The 14,904-nt window shown below is 65.9% G+C and carries 14 protein-coding genes; 11 read left to right on the forward strand and 3 right to left on the reverse strand.

The window, feature by feature from the left end; all coding sequences use genetic code 11:
- The first annotated feature begins 2 nt into the window (after positions 1 to 2).
- The 10 genes from SSKA14_RS01100 to ddlA all read left to right on the forward strand — a co-directional run bounded on the left by SSKA14_RS01100 (position 3) and on the right by ddlA (position 11,400).
- A complete protein-coding gene (locus tag SSKA14_RS01100) occupies positions 3 to 977 on the forward strand; it encodes a hypothetical protein (protein WP_008266031.1) in 975 nt (324 codons plus the stop codon).
- 3 nt (positions 978 to 980) lie between these two features.
- Positions 981 to 1,955, forward strand: a complete 975-nt coding sequence (locus tag SSKA14_RS01105; RefSeq protein ID WP_008267596.1) for a hypothetical protein — start codon at positions 981 to 983, stop codon at positions 1,953 to 1,955.
- Positions 1,955 to 3,655: a hypothetical protein gene (locus tag SSKA14_RS01110; protein WP_008264793.1), complete on the forward strand. Its 1,701-nt coding sequence runs from the start codon at positions 1,955 to 1,957 to the stop codon at positions 3,653 to 3,655. The genes SSKA14_RS01105 and SSKA14_RS01110 overlap by 1 nt, the downstream gene beginning before the upstream one ends.
- On the forward strand, positions 3,652 to 4,434 hold the full coding sequence (locus SSKA14_RS01115; RefSeq protein ID WP_008265765.1) for a phage BR0599 family protein: 783 nt from the start codon (positions 3,652 to 3,654) through the stop codon (positions 4,432 to 4,434). The genes SSKA14_RS01110 and SSKA14_RS01115 overlap by 4 nt, the downstream gene beginning before the upstream one ends.
- An 11-nt stretch (positions 4,435 to 4,445) precedes the next feature.
- Positions 4,446 to 4,676, forward strand: a complete 231-nt coding sequence (locus SSKA14_RS01120; protein WP_040006695.1) for a hypothetical protein — start codon at positions 4,446 to 4,448, stop codon at positions 4,674 to 4,676.
- The gene (locus tag SSKA14_RS01125) at positions 4,676 to 4,903 is read left to right on the forward strand and encodes a hypothetical protein (protein ID WP_008266283.1); all 228 of its coding nucleotides are present in this window, start codon (positions 4,676 to 4,678) and stop codon (positions 4,901 to 4,903) included. Before SSKA14_RS01120 ends, SSKA14_RS01125 begins: the two co-directional genes overlap by 1 nt.
- Positions 4,896 to 7,154 (forward strand): hypothetical protein, encoded by a 2,259-nt coding sequence (locus SSKA14_RS01130; protein ID WP_008267525.1) that lies wholly within the window; start codon positions 4,896 to 4,898, stop codon positions 7,152 to 7,154. The genes SSKA14_RS01125 and SSKA14_RS01130 overlap by 8 nt, the downstream gene beginning before the upstream one ends.
- A gap of 5 nt (positions 7,155 to 7,159) precedes the next feature.
- Positions 7,160 to 9,124 (forward strand): tail fiber domain-containing protein, encoded by a 1,965-nt coding sequence (locus SSKA14_RS01135; RefSeq protein ID WP_008265426.1) that lies wholly within the window; start codon positions 7,160 to 7,162, stop codon positions 9,122 to 9,124.
- Positions 9,125 to 9,268: 144 nt separating this feature from the next.
- On the forward strand, positions 9,269 to 10,030 hold the full coding sequence (locus SSKA14_RS01140) for a DNA adenine methylase (protein WP_040006697.1): 762 nt from the start codon (positions 9,269 to 9,271) through the stop codon (positions 10,028 to 10,030).
- Between the two features lie 284 nt (positions 10,031 to 10,314).
- Positions 10,315 to 11,400, forward strand: coding sequence for a D-alanine--D-alanine ligase (ddlA, locus tag SSKA14_RS01145; protein WP_040006699.1), 1,086 nt, complete (start codon positions 10,315 to 10,317; stop codon positions 11,398 to 11,400).
- 66 nt (positions 11,401 to 11,466) lie between these two features.
- Here the strand turns inward: ddlA and SSKA14_RS23200 are convergent, their stop codons facing one another.
- From SSKA14_RS23200 to oleC, 3 genes are all read right to left on the reverse strand, one after another.
- Positions 11,467 to 11,622: a DUF1328 domain-containing protein gene (locus SSKA14_RS23200; protein ID WP_004153593.1), complete on the reverse strand. Its 156-nt coding sequence runs from the start codon at positions 11,620 to 11,622 to the stop codon at positions 11,467 to 11,469.
- 82 nt (positions 11,623 to 11,704) lie between these two features.
- A complete protein-coding gene (oleD, locus tag SSKA14_RS01155; RefSeq protein WP_008264536.1) occupies positions 11,705 to 12,697 on the reverse strand; it encodes a 2-alkyl-3-oxoalkanoate reductase in 993 nt (330 codons plus the stop codon).
- Positions 12,694 to 14,352, reverse strand: coding sequence for an olefin beta-lactone synthetase (gene oleC, locus SSKA14_RS01160; protein WP_008265579.1), 1,659 nt, complete (start codon positions 14,350 to 14,352; stop codon positions 12,694 to 12,696). The genes oleD and oleC overlap by 4 nt, the downstream gene beginning before the upstream one ends.
- 104 nt (positions 14,353 to 14,456) lie before the next feature.
- On the opposite strand from oleC, the gene SSKA14_RS01165 reads away from it, so the two are divergent.
- Positions 14,457 to 14,888 (forward strand): YkgJ family cysteine cluster protein, encoded by a 432-nt coding sequence (locus SSKA14_RS01165; RefSeq protein ID WP_040006702.1) that lies wholly within the window; start codon positions 14,457 to 14,459, stop codon positions 14,886 to 14,888.
- Positions 14,889 to 14,904 lie beyond the last annotated feature (16 nt).

Here is a 14,904-nt window from a genome sequence, read left to right on the forward strand (position 1 = left end):
ACATGGCCTGGGCAACCGACACCGCAGCCAACATCACCGACCTCATGGCCCGCCTTCGGGATTTCCTGACCACCAACGCGGCCCTGGTGGCAGCGAACCAGCAATGGCAGGTCGTCGGCGGCGTAGCCAGCGGTCCGATCGCGGCCAACGATTTCGTGTCACTGAAGGGACGCGGGCTCGCTGGTGAAGATGAGATCTATCTGTCGCTGCTGGCGTGGGTGGTGCCGGCCAGCAACTACTACAACATGACCCTGCGCGGCCACGTTGCGTACAACCCCGCACTGCCGAGCATCGACCCGCCTGGCACCAATTCGAACTACATCTCGATCTTGGGCGTGAACTCGCCCATCAAGTACTGGTTCATCGCCAACGGTCGTTGCTTCAAGGTGATCACCCGCATCAATGGTCGCTACGACGCCATGTATGGCGGTTTCATCCTGCCTGAGCACCTGCCGGGGGATTGGAGCTATCCGTTGTTCATCGGCGCGTCCTTCCTGGGGAGGAACGCGCAGGCGTCGCTGGACACCTACCAGCATTCGAACTTCTGGAACGCGAACGCTGATGGCAGCGGCAACCTGGCATTGAGTCAGGGGTATCTGTTCAGTCCGGTCCAGGCGTGGATGCCGATTCGGAATTTCTACAGCGGCACCACCTTGACGACCGCGCGAATGACCTTGCCGTGGTCACGTGGCGTCCGTCAGCAGAACTTCCGGAACTGCCTTGACGGTCAGCGTTGGCTGCAACGTGGCCAGCTCGTCGGCATTGGTTGGGTGCCTGGCAACTACGACCGAGGTGGGCAGGTTGGCGACATGCCAGAGCGCGGGCAGTTCTTCGGCAGCTTCGATGGCGTCTTCTACACACCAGCCTTTGGCGCCACGGCGGAGCAGATCGTGACCGTGAATGGTGTGGACTACCTGCTGGTGCCGAACGTGTATCGAACCGGCGACGGCGAATACGCCGCCTTTGCTTTGGAGTGAAAAATGGCATACGCCGAGTTCAACAATGTCCCGAACGTTCAGACGCTGATCGACCTGGTCGTGCAGTTCGCGCAGGCCAATGGCTGGACCGTCGAACGCAACACGCTGTCAGGTGCCAATCGCACTGCCACGGTCCGCATTCCTGGGGTTTCGGACTATGTGCACCTGTTCAATACCGGTCAGGACAGCCTGCGATCGCGCATCTCCATTGGCTACGACGGAGGCGCGACCCCGGCGCAGCAGCCGTTGGCATCTCCTCGCGACATCTTGTCCTACGAGCTGACCGGCCCCTTCCCGCGCCTGAAACTCTTCTCCAACGGGACCGCGATCCATGCCGCGATCGCTCAGGCAGTCGCTGGCGAGTACCGCCATCATGCATTCGGCGTACTGGAGAAGGCCGGCAGCTACGCCGGCGGTACCTATGTTGACGGAACCTACTGGCCGCGCACCGGTGGCTGGAGCGGTCTGATCGGCCCCAACGGGTCCAACGTGGTCCTGTTTGGCAACAACACCAGCAACACCGGCTGTGGCCATGTTCGTGCCGATTGCATTGAGGATGGAAGGAGCAACAGCTACCACCAGCTGTGCAACTACTTCAGCGGAGCGCTCGGTGTAGAGGGCCAGGCCGGCAGCGGCGTCGGGTCGATCTACCAAGCAACGACATCCGACAGCTACGACAGCATGTGGCTTGGCTACGTGCTTGCGGGCGCGGATGACAACACGTTCTCTGGCCGCAGCGTATTTCAGCCGATCCAGTTGACCGTCCGGCGGCCTGGCACCACGCCTTACCACTCCCCGATCGGCCATGTCATCGGCCTGCGCGCTTGTTACATGGATAGGTTGGAGCCCGAGCAGGAAGTCACGATCGCAGACGAGACTTGGGTGGTGTTCCCCTGGCTGCGTAAGTTGGCGATGAGCAGCGTCACCAATTCACCGCCAGCAAGCGGCAACTATGGCTGGGCGGTGCGGAAGTCCTGATGGGCGTCATTCTTTCCACCCAGAGCAGCACGGGACCGAACTGGCGCAGCGCCAACCTGAGTCTCCCGCGCACCAGGATCCCGCTGCAGTTCCGCGCTGCGCTGGCAGGCGTTGGTTTCCACGTGGGGCCTGGCCATGAGGCCACGGTGGTGGAACCCGAGCAGCGGTCAGCTGGTCCGAACCTGCGCAGCTCGTTCGATGACTGGTACTACAAGATCCACGTCCTGCCTCTGCGCATTGACCTGGGCAACCTGGTCACCAACCAGGTGCGCTACGTCCAGGTCTGGAACTCATACCTCCAGCAGCAGACCCTGGCGTCGGTGACTCTTGAGAACGGCGAAGGCGTCGAGCTGGTAGGTCCTGGCGCCCCGCCGTTGGCATTCTCGGCCCTGCAGCTGCGCCGTTGGCAGCTGTCGGTCACGACAGAAGGTCCGCCGGTAATCGCGGCGTCGCTGTCCTACGACTTCGTGGCCCTGGGGCGCCGCACCGTCACGATTACCGGCAATCGCATGTCGGCGTGGATGCTGCCGCCGGATTGGGAGCGGCCTGTCACCGAAACGCTGGCCTGGGCGACCGACGTCCAGCAGTCGATCGGCGGCGGCGAAGCCCGATTCCCATTGCGTGGCTCGCCGAGGCGCTCTTGGGAGTTCAGCGTGCTGGCCGACCGGCGCGAGCGCCAGGTGCTTGAACACGCGCTGTTCGACTGGTCGGCGCGTACCTGGGCGCTGCCGGTCTGGAACGACGTGTCGTGGCTGAGTGCGCGCCTGGCGCTGGGTGTGCAGTCCATCCCGGTACAGGCCGCTACGCAGCGCGACTACCGCCCCGGCGGCCTGGCCATGCTTTGGAAGGACGTCACCACCTACGAGCTGGTGGAAGTGGCCGACATTGCCGCCGACAGTCTGCAGCTGGCCCGCCCCACGGCCAACGCCTGGGCACCTGGCACACGGGTGCTTCCCTGCAGGACAGCTCGCATTGCCGAGACCCCCAGCCTGGAACGCGTGACCGACCAGGTCATGCGGTCGACCGTGCGCCTGGCTGCGGTGGAGACCTGCGACTGGCCAGCAGCGGCGCCGGCGGCGGTCTATCGCGGTCGACCTGTGCTGGAGCAGCGCCCCGACCTCGACCAGGCGCAGACGGCCGAGTTCGGCCGGCAGCTGGTGGTGATCGATGGCGATATCGGCCCTGTTGCCGTCGATGACATCACCGGCAAGGCATGGCCACTGCAGTCGCACGCCTGGCAAACCTGGGGGCGCACCGAGCAGGCCAACCTGCGCAGCCTGCTGTACTGGTTGCAGGGCCGCGCGGCTGCGCTGTGGGTGCCGTCTTGGGCCGATGACCTGGAGCTGGTCGAGCCAGCCCTGACAACCTCCAGCGGCATCGTGGTGGCGTGGGCAGGCGTGGCCCGCTTCGGGCGCGCCCAGGCAGGTCGTCGTCACCTACGCATCGAGCTGTTCAGTGGCCAGGTGCTGTACCGGCAGCTGATTGAGGCCACGGAGCTGGATCCACAGCGGGAGTTCCTGCAGCTGGACGCGCCGCACGGCATCGCCCTGCAGCCGAGTGCCATCCGCTTGATCAGCTGGATGGTGCTGGCCCGCCTCAGTTCCGACACCGTGGAGCTGTCCCATGAAACCGATGGTGAGGGCGTCGCGCGTTGCCGCGTGTCCTTCGCCGGCATTGGCGCTGAGGAGAGCGAACCGTGAGCCTGTTCTCCCGCCATGTTGAGCTGTATGAGTTTGGGCGTGGTTCCCAGCGCTGGCGCTACACGTCCAGCGATCGGGTGGAGATCTACGACTCGCAGTCGTTCAGCCCCGAGGCAATCAAGCGCGGCCGACTTGGCCAGTCTGCCCAGGAGGCCAGGTCCAATCTTGAGGTGACCGTACCGCTGTCCCTCACGTTGGCTTCGGTGCTGCGGCCCTATCCGCCGACCGATCGGATCATTGTTCGGTGGCGACGGATCCGGAAGAGCGACGGCGCGATCCGCGGCACCTGGAATGGCGTGCTGAGCGACTTCAGCGAGCGACAGAATGATCTGATCCTGACCTGCCAGAGCAATGCCGGCGCCGCCGCGACGAACGGCCTTCGCCGATGCTGGCAGGCGCAGTGCCCGTTCGCGCTGTTCGATGCCGATTGCGGCCTGAATCCGGAGCTGTTCCGAGTCGATGGCGTGTTGTCGGCCGCATCCGCTCAGACGATCACGTCCACTGCCTTCGCGGCGAAGCCGGACGGTTGGTTCGTCGGCGGCTTCATCAAATGGGTGCAGGGCACGGCCATCGAGTACCGCTTCGTGGTGGGCCATGTTGGGCCGACCCTCACCTTGCTTACCGCAGCGCCGCTCGCTGCGGGCGCACTGGTGTCCGCCTACCCCGGCTGTGGCCATGCCCTGCAGATCTGCCACGAGAAGTTCAACAACGCGCTGAACTACGGCGGCCAGCACACCATCCCGCCGAAGAACCCCTTCGGACCCGATCCCATCTTCTAAAGGAGCCTCCCATGTGGGTTCAAATCGTCGTAATGATCGTGGCGCTGATCGTCAGTTACGTGATGCGCCCGAAGCCTACGGTTCCGAAGCCGGCCGCCCTGGAGGACTTCAATGTCCCCACCGCCGAGGACGGTCGCGAGTGCAGCATGGTCTTCGGTACGAACTGGATTGATGATCCCAACGTGCTGTTCTACGGCGATCTGCGCACCACACCGATCAAGGTCAAGGGTGGCAAGAAGTGATGGATCGTCCTGTCCTGGTTACCGTCGAGCACGCCCGCGCGGCCAAGCTGGGCGAGCAAAGCGGTGTGCTGTGCGCCGCCGGCATCCGCACCTGGATGGATCGTCACGGTCTGGATCTGCGTCGCTTCCTGGATGAAGGCCTGCCGGTAGAGCAGTTCGAAGCGCTGGACGACGCCTTCGCACGGCGCTTGGCGGCGATCGCCCGCGAGGAGGCTGGCCGTGGGTAGTGGCAAGAAACAGACCGTAGGCTATCGCTACTACATGGCCCTCTACATGGGCGAATGCCTTGGCCCGGTCGACGCGCTGCGGGAGATCCGCGTGGGCGATCGCAAGGTCTGGGACGGCAGCGCGCAAACGGCGTGGACCAAGGTACTCGGGATGAACATCCCCAGGACGGTGCCAGCCACCGGCCCGATTACAGCATCTCGATCGATCACCATTCTGGCGCCGGAGATCTTCGGCGGCGACAAGGGCGAAGGCGGCATCGTCGGCACACTGGAGGTGCGCATGGGCGAGCCCGCCCAGATGCCAAGCACCTATCTGCAGTCGCTGGTGCCCGGCCCGTGGCCAGCTGCCCGTGGCCTGTTCACGACGGTTTTCAATGGCCAGGTGTCGGCCATGAACCCGTACATCAAGAATTGGACGAAGAAGGTCTCGCGCTGGCGCCAAGGCTGGAAGAAGGGGCTTTGGCAGGGCGACCTGGTGCAGATCGATGAAGGGATGAACCCGGCCCACATCATCTACCAGGTGCGCACTGAGGGCATGGGCCACCCGATCGACGTGATCAACGACGAGAGCTTCCGCAAGGCGGCACAGACGTTGAAGAACGAAGGGTTCGGCCTGTGCCTGAAGTGGTCCCGATCAGTTCCTGCAGGCGAGTTCATGGACATGGTGTGCGACCACATTGGTGGCATGCGCATCGAGGATCCGGTGACGGGGCTGACCGAGCTGGTGCTGGTGCGGCCGGACTATGACCCAGCCACCCTGGAAGAGATCGGCCCGGCGAACATCATCGAACTGCTGGAGTGGCAGCAGCCGATGCTGGAAGGCAGCGTCAACGAGATCACGGTCGTCTACCGGGATATCGCCACCAACAAGGACGCAGCTGTCACCTACCAGAATCTGGCCAGCGTTCAGGCGCAGGGCCGTGTCGTCAGCAGTCGCAAGAACTATCCCGGCCTGTGGAACGCTGCGCTCGCGGGCCGGGTTGCGGCGCGCGAAGTGGCGGCAGTGAGCAGCTTGCCCTGCAGGGTGAAGATCCGGGTACGGCAGGATGCCGGCCCCTTCAAGCGCGGGCAGGTGCGTGCCCTGTCGTGGCCACGGCGCGGCGTTGCCCGCATGCCAGTGCGCATCTTGGACGTCGACGACGGCACACAGACCGAGACAGCCGTGGTGCTGACCGTCGTCCAGGACGTCGCCGGCATGGCCGCTGCCAGCTACATCCAGCCTTCTGAGAATGCCTGGGTGGAGCCGGACACCAAGCCCAAGCCGGTCACCGTGCAGCGCCTGCAGGAGGCCAGCTACCGCGACCTGGCCACGACGCTTGGGGCGTCGGAGCTGGCTGCTGTGTCGCCTGACGTGGGCTACCTGACTTCGATCGGTGTGCGGCCGACCTCGGTGGCGTTCGGCTACACGCTGCAGACCCGGCTGGGAAGCGCGCCGTTCGCCGAGGCGGGCGCGGCCGACTTCGCCCCCACTGGCCTGCTGATCACCGCAATGACGGCCACCACAACGGCGATCGCGCTGTCCGCCGGCGTCAGCCTGGACATGATCGAGGTCGGCACCGAGGCGCTGATCGATGACGAGCTGGTCCGCGTGGTCTCGATCGACCCGGTGGCCGCGACGCTGACCGTGGCCCGTGGATGCGTGGACACGGTGCCGATGCCGCATGCCGTGGGCACGCGGGTGTGGTTCACCGACGAATACGTCGGCTTCGACGGGCGCGAGTACCTGGCCAACGAATCGCCCCAGGCGAAGCTGATCACCCGCACCAGCCAGGGCGAGCTGAATCCGGATCTGGCTACGACGATCGGGCTGACGCTGCAGCGTCGCCAGATCCGGCCCTATCCGCCCGGCCGCTTGCGCGTGCAGGGTGAGGCCTACCCGCCGGAGCTGTGGACATTCGGCACCGAACTGACGGTGCAGTGGGCGCACCGCGATCGCATCCTGCAGGCCGACCAGCTGGTCGACACCACGCAGGGCAACATCGGGCCGGAGCCTGGCACCACCTACACCGTTCGCTGGTACCTCGCCGGGGCTTTGGTGCGGACGCAGGCCGCCATCAGCGGCACGACCGACACCTACACGCCGCCCGCCGGCAGCGGTGGAAAGCAGATCCGTGTCGAAGTCGAAGCCATTCGTGATGGCTACCGCAGCTGGCAGATCCAGCAGCACACCTTCCTGTACCGCGCGCAGCTGGTGACCGAGGCAGGCGATCGCCTGGTCACCGAAGCGGGCGACCCCCTGATTCTGGAGTAACGAAAATGGTCGACGTAAAGATCGCTGGTCTCCCCAATGCCGCAGCTCTCACTGGCAACGAGCAGATTCCTGGCGTGCAAGGTGGCGGCACCGTGAAGCTCCTGGTCAGCGCGATTCGGGCAGGAATGGCGTCGGACAGCAGCGTGGTTCATACCACGGGTGATGAGTCCATCGGCGGCGTAAAGACCTTCACGGCCAACAGCAACTGGAACCTTTCCGCCAACGGCCGGATCGTGTACGGCGAACCCGGTGGCGACTCGGCGGGTATTTCGCTGTTCCGTGGTGATTGGAATGCTGGGGCTGCGCGCCGTTCGGACATTCGCGCACGATCCGGTGACCTATTGCTCGGCTGCGGCTCCGCATCGGACAACGCAGCGCCTGTGAACTGGGTCAGCATCGGCCCGGCCCATGTGCGGCCGACTATCCCGGGGACATTGAACCTCGGCACTGTCGGCAACGCCTGGCTCAACACGTTCACTGCTGAGCTGACTCTGACGGGCGACGATGCGGCCAAGGCACGCAGCCGTGCCAGCATCCAGGCGGTGGGCCTGATCGGCAACGAAACCATCGCGGGCACCAAGACCTTCAGTCAGACCGGCGTGTTTGCCCTGGGCATGCGCATGCCTGGCGACACCGCACGCCTGGTGATGGGCGACGGGTCGATCGAGAACGGCTCTATCCGCGCAACGACGACCAACGCCTTGGTGGTGGCGGCGGGCCCTGGCACGGCGGGCAGCACGGGGCAGATCATCTTCCGTCCCAACGGCAACACGGTGACCACGGGGCAGGTGACGATCATCGGGACGGGTGCGATTACTTTTGGTGGTGATGCGGCCTCCAAGCTGGCCACCATGTCCAGCCTTGGAGCGGTCAACGACTCCGGTTCGCAAACGATTGCTGGCAACAAAACATTCTCCGGCGCATCGCTCTTCACGGGATCGATCACCCAGCGAACCGGCACTGTGGGTGGCGTAGAGATCCAGTCGCCCACCGGACTCCCAGGCATTGTCGGCCGCAACGGCGACCCGGCAGACGTTAACAACCAATATCGTCACGACATCCACTTCGGGGCTGGGTTCGTGCGCATGCTGGCCAGCACCGCCGTAGGGTCGACTGCGCCGGCCGGTGGCTGGCGCATGGATGCGCACTTCTACCCGGTGCAGAACAACACCATGTCGTGCGGAACGCCGTCCAATCTCTGGACGCAGGTGTGCTCGACCAACGGCACGATCAACACCTCTGACGCGCGCCTGAAAACGCCGCTCGACCACATGACGGACGCCGAGGAAGCGGCATTCCTGGAAATCAGTTCCCTGCCAATGAAGTGGAAGTGGAAAGTCCGTGTGGCAGAGGAGGGCGACGATGCTCGCTGGCACGCAGGCCCGTCGGTGCAGGCTGCTATCGCTGTCATGGAGAAGCATGGCCTTGTACCGTTCTCCTACAGCGCGTTCTGCTACGACTCGTGGCCCGCACAGGACGAGGTGTGGCGGGAGTGGCCAGCTGAGCCGGAGGAGGTCGTCGAATGGCCCGCAGTGCCGGAGCAGTGGCACGACGTTCCTGCAGTGCCGGAGCAGTGGCGAGAAATTCCGGAGGTGCCAGAGCAGTGGGTCGATATTCCGGCGGAACTGGACAGCGATGGCAATACGCTGTCCCCTGCACACCGTGTACTGGTCCAGGAGGCCGTCCCCGCCAGCCGCGAGCTTGTCCAGGAAGCGGTGCCGGCCTATCGCATGTTCGTGCATCCAGCCATCGAGGCAGGGCGCGCTGTGCTGAAGGAGGCTATCGAGGCAGGGCGCGAGCTGGTCCAGCCTGCGATTGCTGCCGGTGACCGCTACAGCTTCCGCATCTCCGAGTTGCACGCGTGGATTCTGGCCGCGACGGCCCGACGTGACCGTCGCGAGCGGGAGGCAGTCGAGCTGCGTCTAGCCAGCATCGAGCAGCGCCTGGCTGTCCTTGAGTCCGGAAAGTAGTTCAAGAACTGGGCGCCGGACGGTCAGCGGGAACTGACCGGCCGGCGCCGCAACACACGCGACAGCCCGCGTGCAATTGGCCAAGGCCCAGCCCCCTCGCGCGGGGAGGCTGAGTCTGGCCTAGATCCATCGCAGAGGCTGAGAATGAAGACCACGACGCTGTTCCCCTGGCCGGGCGGGAAGACCCGTCTGCTGCCACACCTGCTGCCCTTGGTGGCTGACACCCCTCACCGCACCTATGTCGAGGCATTCGCCGGCGGCGCGGCCTTGCTGTTCGCGAGGGAGCCAGCCAGGGCTGAGGTGCTAAACGACTGCCACGGCGAGCTGGTGCGACTGTACCGGGTGGTAGCCAACCACTTGGAGGAGTTCGTCCGCCAGTTCAAATGGGCGCTGACGAGTCGGGAAATGTTTCGCTGGTGCCAGCTGCAGCACCCGGAGACCTTGACTGATATCCAGCGGGCGGCGCGCTTCTACTACCTGCAGCGCTTGGCGTGGGGTGGGAAAGCAACCGGGCAGACGCCAGGGTTTGGCCGAGGCGGCAAAGGGCTGAATCTGCTGCGCATCGAGGAGGATCTCAGCGCAGCACACCTCCGGCTGCACAAGGTGACCGTTGAGCACCTGGCGTGGCAGCAGTGCCTGGCCAAGTACGACGGAACCGACACCCTGTTCTTCCTCGATCCGCCGTACTGGGAGACCGAAGGGTACGGGACACCGTTCGGCATGGAGCAGTATCAGGAGCTGGCCACCCGCATGGCTGCCTTGAAGGGGGCTGCGATCCTGACCATCAACGATCACCCCGCGATGCGGGAGGTCTTCAGTCCGTTCAGGAACCGGGTGGTCCCCATCCGCTACACGATCGGCCGCCAGGCTGTTCAGCGGCGGGAGCTGATCTACACGACCTGGTAGGGAAGCCAGGGCACGGGGCGGTTCCGCCCCGTGCAATTTCATTCCGCTGGGCGCAACATTGGCAGCCCATCGTTTATCTCACCAGCGGCGGGCGATTTATCGCGCGCCGTTACAGCAACGGCAACGGCAATAGCCGAAGCAACAGCAACAGCGGGCATTCCGTGGGTTGGCGGGGTGGGTCCATGCCATGCGTGGATGGAATTCTGGTTCATCTTTGCCTCACGCGGAGGGCCGACGAAGGTTCATGCTATGAGGCCATGCAACGCACAGGACATCGCAACACCATGGCACGGACCCGGGTCGGCATCATCTTCGGGGGCAGGTCCTCCGAGCACGAAGTTTCGCTGCAGTCGGCGAAGAACATCCTCGATGCCCTCGACCGCGAGCGCTTCGAGCCGGTGCTGGTCGGCATCGACAAGCAGGGCCAATGGCATCTGAGCCAGCCGGACACCTTCCTGCTCAATGGCGATGATCCGTCGCGCATCGCGCTGCATCCTTCCGGCCAGTCGCTGGCAGTGCTTCCCGGTACAGAGCAGGCGCAGCTGCGCCCTTCCGATGCGGCGGCCACGCTGGGCCAGATCGATGTGGTGTTGCCGATCGTGCACGGGCCGCTGGGCGAGGACGGTGCGCTGCAGGGCCTGCTGCGCATGGCCAACCTGCCCTTCGTGGGTTCGCCGGTGCTGGGCTCCGCGGTGGCGATGGACAAGGATGTGACCAAGCGACTGCTGCGCGATGCCGGGCTGCAGGTAGCGCCGTGGCTGTGCATCCGTCGCCATCAGGCGGCGGCCGTCGATGTCGAGACGGTGATCGCGCAGCTCGGCCTGCCGTTGTTCGTGAAGCCGGCCAACCAGGGTTCATCGGTCGGCGTAAGCAAGGTCAAGGAGGCGGCCGGCTTTGCCCAGGCGCTGGAACTGGCACTGCGCTACGACCACAAGGTACTGGTGGAGTCGGCGGTGGTCGGCCGCGAGATCGAGTGCGCGGTGCTGGGCAACGCGCAGCCACAGGCCAGCCTGTGCGGTGAAGTGGTAGTGCACGACGAGTTCTACGCCTACGACACCAAGTACATCAACGAAGGCGGTGCCGACGTGGTGGTACCGGCGGACATCGACGCTGCAACCCAGGCGCGCATCCAACAGATCGCGCTGCAGGCCTACCAGGCGCTGGAGTGTGCCGGCATGGCACGCGTGGATGTGTTCCTCACCGCAGACGGCGATATCGTCATCAATGAGGTCAACACGCTGCCGGGCTTCACCCGCATCAGCATGTACCCGAAACTGTGGGGCGCCAGCGGGGTGGACTACACCACGCTTATCACACGGCTGATTGAACTGGCGCTGGAGCGCCATGGGGCTGACAGGCAGCTTCTGTAGAGTCGAGCATCGCTCGACTCTACAAAAGGGCGTGCCGGCCGGCGGCCGGCACTACCCTGCGGTCTTCTACCCGCGCTTGCGGAACATCGAGATCACTGCCAGTACCAGGAACACAACGAACAGGATCCAGGCGATGTTGCTGGCAGCACCGGCAATGCCGGAGAAGCCGAGCACGGCGGCGATGATGGCGATGACAAAGAAAATGACGGCGTAATGCAGCATGGCGCTCCTCGCAGATGTCCGGGCCGTTGGATGGCGTGGGTCCATCCTCCCGATCTGGCGGTGTGCAACCGGTGATGGCGATCTATGCGGCAGATGAAGCCTTCAGCCTGCGCAGCCCTTCTTCGATGCTGACCTGCGGCACATAGCCGAAATCGCGACGTGCCGGCTCCATGCTGTACCAGTGCGGCGTACACAGCTGCTCGGCCAGGAAACGGGTCAACGGCGGTTCGCCCCGCAGGCGCAGCAGCGGCCACAGCCGCTCGCAGACCGCGCCGATGCGATAGGCGGTCCTGAAGCTGATCGCCTTGTCCACCGTCGGCGCACCCACGGCGGCCAGCAGCTTGTTGACCAGCTCGCGCATCGGCAGCGGTTCGCCGTTGGAGATGAAGTACGCCTTGCCGGCACAGGCCGCTCCCGGTGCCAGGGCTTCGAAGGCGAGGAAGTGTGCCAGCGCGGCGTTGTCGATGTAGGTGGTATCGACCTTGTTGCTGCCGTCGCCGACCAGCCGCAGGCGCCCCTGCCGTGCACGCTCGGCCAGGCGAGGCACCAGCTGCTGGTCGCCGGGCCCCCATATCAGGCGCGGGCGCAGCGCTACCGTCGCCAGCGTCGCATCGTTGGCGGCCAGCACGCGTCGTTCGGCAATCGCCTTGGTCGCCGCATACGGTGCCTGGAAATCCTCGCCGTACGGCACCTCGTCGGCGCCGAGGCCTTCCACCGGGTGGGTCGCGCGATGTGTCACGCTGGGCGTGGAGGTGTAGACCAGCCGGCTGATGCCATGCGCGCGGCACGCGGCGATGACGTTGTCAGTGCCGACCACGTTGGCCTGGTGGTAGCTGTCATAGCTGCCCCACGCGCCAGCCTTGGCGCCGTTGTGGAACACCGCATCGACGCCAGCCACCGCATGCAGCACCGCCTGCGCATCGGCCAGGTCGCCGCGGATCTGGCCCACGCCCATCGCCTGCAGTTCCGGGTAGTGGCTGCGGTTGAACGCCAGCACCTGGTGGCCACGCTCGACCAGCCCACGGCACAGCGCCTGGCCAAGGAAACCACCCCCACCGGTGACCAGGATCTTCATGCGCGCTTCTCCAGTTCGGCGCTGGCCCAGACGGCGAGCTTCTCGCGGCCGATCTTGGCGTTGTGACGGATATCGACGGGGAACGCCGGATGCACCAGGAAGTGCTGCAGGCCGGCCTCAGGCACGCGGGCTGCTGCATGAGCACGCAGCGCTTCGCGCAGTGCCGGGCTGTCGGACTGGCCGCGCTGCAGTTCCACGCACAGCACCGGTACCTGCGCACCGGCCGCGCCAACGCCGACCAGCGCAGTGCGCGCCACGCCGGCCACGGTGTTGAACACCGGCTCGACCTGCTCGGTGTACAGCGGCCCGCGCGCGGTTTCCACGCGCTGCGTTTTGCGCCCGCAGAACCACAGGCGGCCCTGCGCATCGAAGTACCCTACGTCGCCCATGCGGTGCACGATGCGGGTACTGCCATCGGCCAGGGTTTCGCTGATCTTCGCCGACGCGGTGGCCTGCGGGCGGTTGAAATAGCTGTCGGTGGTGGTCGGCCCGGCCACGGTGATCTCGCCCACCTCGCCGGTGGCCAGCACGCGCGCCTGCGACCAGTCCGGCAGCGGGGCATCATCGATGGCGATGATGCGCACCTCGTTCGGTTCCACCACGCTGCCCACACAGGTGCCGGCGCCCGCCTCGGTGGCGGCGCGGGTGCGCTCCAGTTCGCGGCCTTCGACCACGGCCACCGGCAGGCACTCGGTGGCGCCATACGGCGTCCAGAACTGCGCCTCGGCTGGCAGCAGGCTGCGGATGGTGGCGACCACGTCCGGTGGCACCGGCGCACCGGCCGACGTCACCCGGGTCACGGTCGGCAGCGGGCGGCCATGCCGGGCCAGCACCCGCATCAGTGCCGGCGAGCCGAACAGCTGGGTCACGCCGAAGCGCTGGATGGCGTCGTGCAGGCGCGCCGGATCAGCCTGTGCCGGCCGCGTCGGATCCATGTCCGGGATCACCGAAGTCAGGCCCAGCGCCGGATCGAACAGCGCGAACGGCGGGAAGGTCGGCAGGTCCACCCCACCCGCTTCCATGCCGAACGCGCTGCCCAGCAGCTGGATCTGGCCGACGAAGTGGCGGTGGCGGTAGACCACGCCCTTGGGCACGCCGGTGGAGCCGCTGGTGAACAGGATGGCGGCCATGTCCTCGCCATCAGTGCCGGCCAGCATCGGCCCACCGTTGGCGCCTGCGCGCTCGAGTGCGACCAGGGTGGTACCGCCCCAGCCGAGGCGGCGGCCGACAGTGACCAGACGGGTCGCCGACGGCGCCCAGCGCAGCACAAGCCGCGCCACGTGCGCCAGCGGGATACCGATGAAGGCCTCCGGCTGCGCCTCGTCCAGGCACTGCTTCAGCGCGCGCCTGTCGATGCCCGGGTCGACCAGCACCGGCACCGCGCCCAGCTTGAACAGCGCAAACATCAGCAGGAAGAACTCCGGCGACGGCCGCACCATCACCACCGTGCGCACGCCGCGGCCGATGCCGTAGCCGGCCAGGCCGGCTGCCATGGCGTCGCTGCGCGCGTCCAGCTGGCGGTAGTCCAGGGTCACGTCATAGGCCGCCATGCCATTGCCGGCACCACGGCGGCCGGGGCAGCGGATGGCGATCTGGTCGGGGCGTTCGCGAGCCAGTTCAGGCAGGCGGGCCGCAATGTTGCAGGGTCCGTTCATCCGTTCATTGTCGCCGCTTACGGAATTTCTTGCGCGGCGGCCCACTTCGTGGAAAATCCGCACCCTCGTTCCTGATTCCGACTGCCGCCCGAGGCGGCTTGCCCATGCAACATCCCTGCATGACCTGCGGCGCCTGCTGCACCCAGTACCGCGTGGCCTTCCACTGGATGGAATCGGACGAGGTCACCCCCGGCGGCGTGCCGCACCAGCTCACCGAGGTGCTCGACCCGCATCGCCTGTGCATGCGCGGCACGCACTCCAAGCCGGTGCGCTGCGTGGCGCTGGATGCGCAGATCGGCGTGTATTCACGCTGCACCATCCACCCCAACCGGCCCAGCGTGTGCCGCGAGGTGGATGCGTCGTGGGAGTACGGCAAGGCCAGCCCGCAGTGCGACAAGGCGCGCATCGCCTATGGCCTGGATCCGCTGACGCTGGCTGACTGGCGCTGGCGCGATGAGGCCGGCAATGACGATGACCATCCGGACGACAACGGCAACAGTCCGTCCTCGCCACCGCAGGCGCCGGTCGCGGCGTAGGGGTAGTGGTAGTGGT

This window comes from Stenotrophomonas sp. SKA14, from assembly GCF_000158575.1.
Lineage (GTDB): Bacteria > Pseudomonadota > Gammaproteobacteria > Xanthomonadales > Xanthomonadaceae > Stenotrophomonas > Stenotrophomonas forensis.

Bases quoted from the DNA above. Each gene is read 5' to 3' on its own strand.
- ddlA (WP_040006699.1), top strand. From the start codon at position 10,315: ATGGCACGGACCCGGGTCGGCATCATCTTCGGGGGCAGGTCCTCCGAG.
- SSKA14_RS01100 (WP_008266031.1), top strand. From the start codon at position 3: ATGGCCTGGGCAACCGACACCGCAGCCAACATCACCGACCTCATGGCC.
- SSKA14_RS01120 (WP_040006695.1), top strand. From the start codon at position 4,446: ATGTGGGTTCAAATCGTCGTAATGATCGTGGCGCTGATCGTCAGTTAC.
- oleC (WP_008265579.1), bottom strand. From the start codon at position 14,352: ATGAACGGACCCTGCAACATTGCGGCCCGCCTGCCTGAACTGGCTCGC.
- oleD (WP_008264536.1), bottom strand. From the start codon at position 12,697: ATGAAGATCCTGGTCACCGGTGGGGGTGGTTTCCTTGGCCAGGCGCTG.
- SSKA14_RS01110 (WP_008264793.1), top strand. From the start codon at position 1,955: ATGGGCGTCATTCTTTCCACCCAGAGCAGCACGGGACCGAACTGGCGC.
- SSKA14_RS01125 (WP_008266283.1), top strand. From the start codon at position 4,676: ATGGATCGTCCTGTCCTGGTTACCGTCGAGCACGCCCGCGCGGCCAAG.
- SSKA14_RS01135 (WP_008265426.1), top strand. From the start codon at position 7,160: ATGGTCGACGTAAAGATCGCTGGTCTCCCCAATGCCGCAGCTCTCACT.
- SSKA14_RS23200 (WP_004153593.1), bottom strand. From the start codon at position 11,622: ATGCTGCATTACGCCGTCATTTTCTTTGTCATCGCCATCATCGCCGCC.
- SSKA14_RS01140 (WP_040006697.1), top strand. From the start codon at position 9,269: ATGAAGACCACGACGCTGTTCCCCTGGCCGGGCGGGAAGACCCGTCTG.
- SSKA14_RS01165 (WP_040006702.1), top strand. From the start codon at position 14,457: ATGCAACATCCCTGCATGACCTGCGGCGCCTGCTGCACCCAGTACCGC.
- SSKA14_RS01105 (WP_008267596.1), top strand. From the start codon at position 981: ATGGCATACGCCGAGTTCAACAATGTCCCGAACGTTCAGACGCTGATC.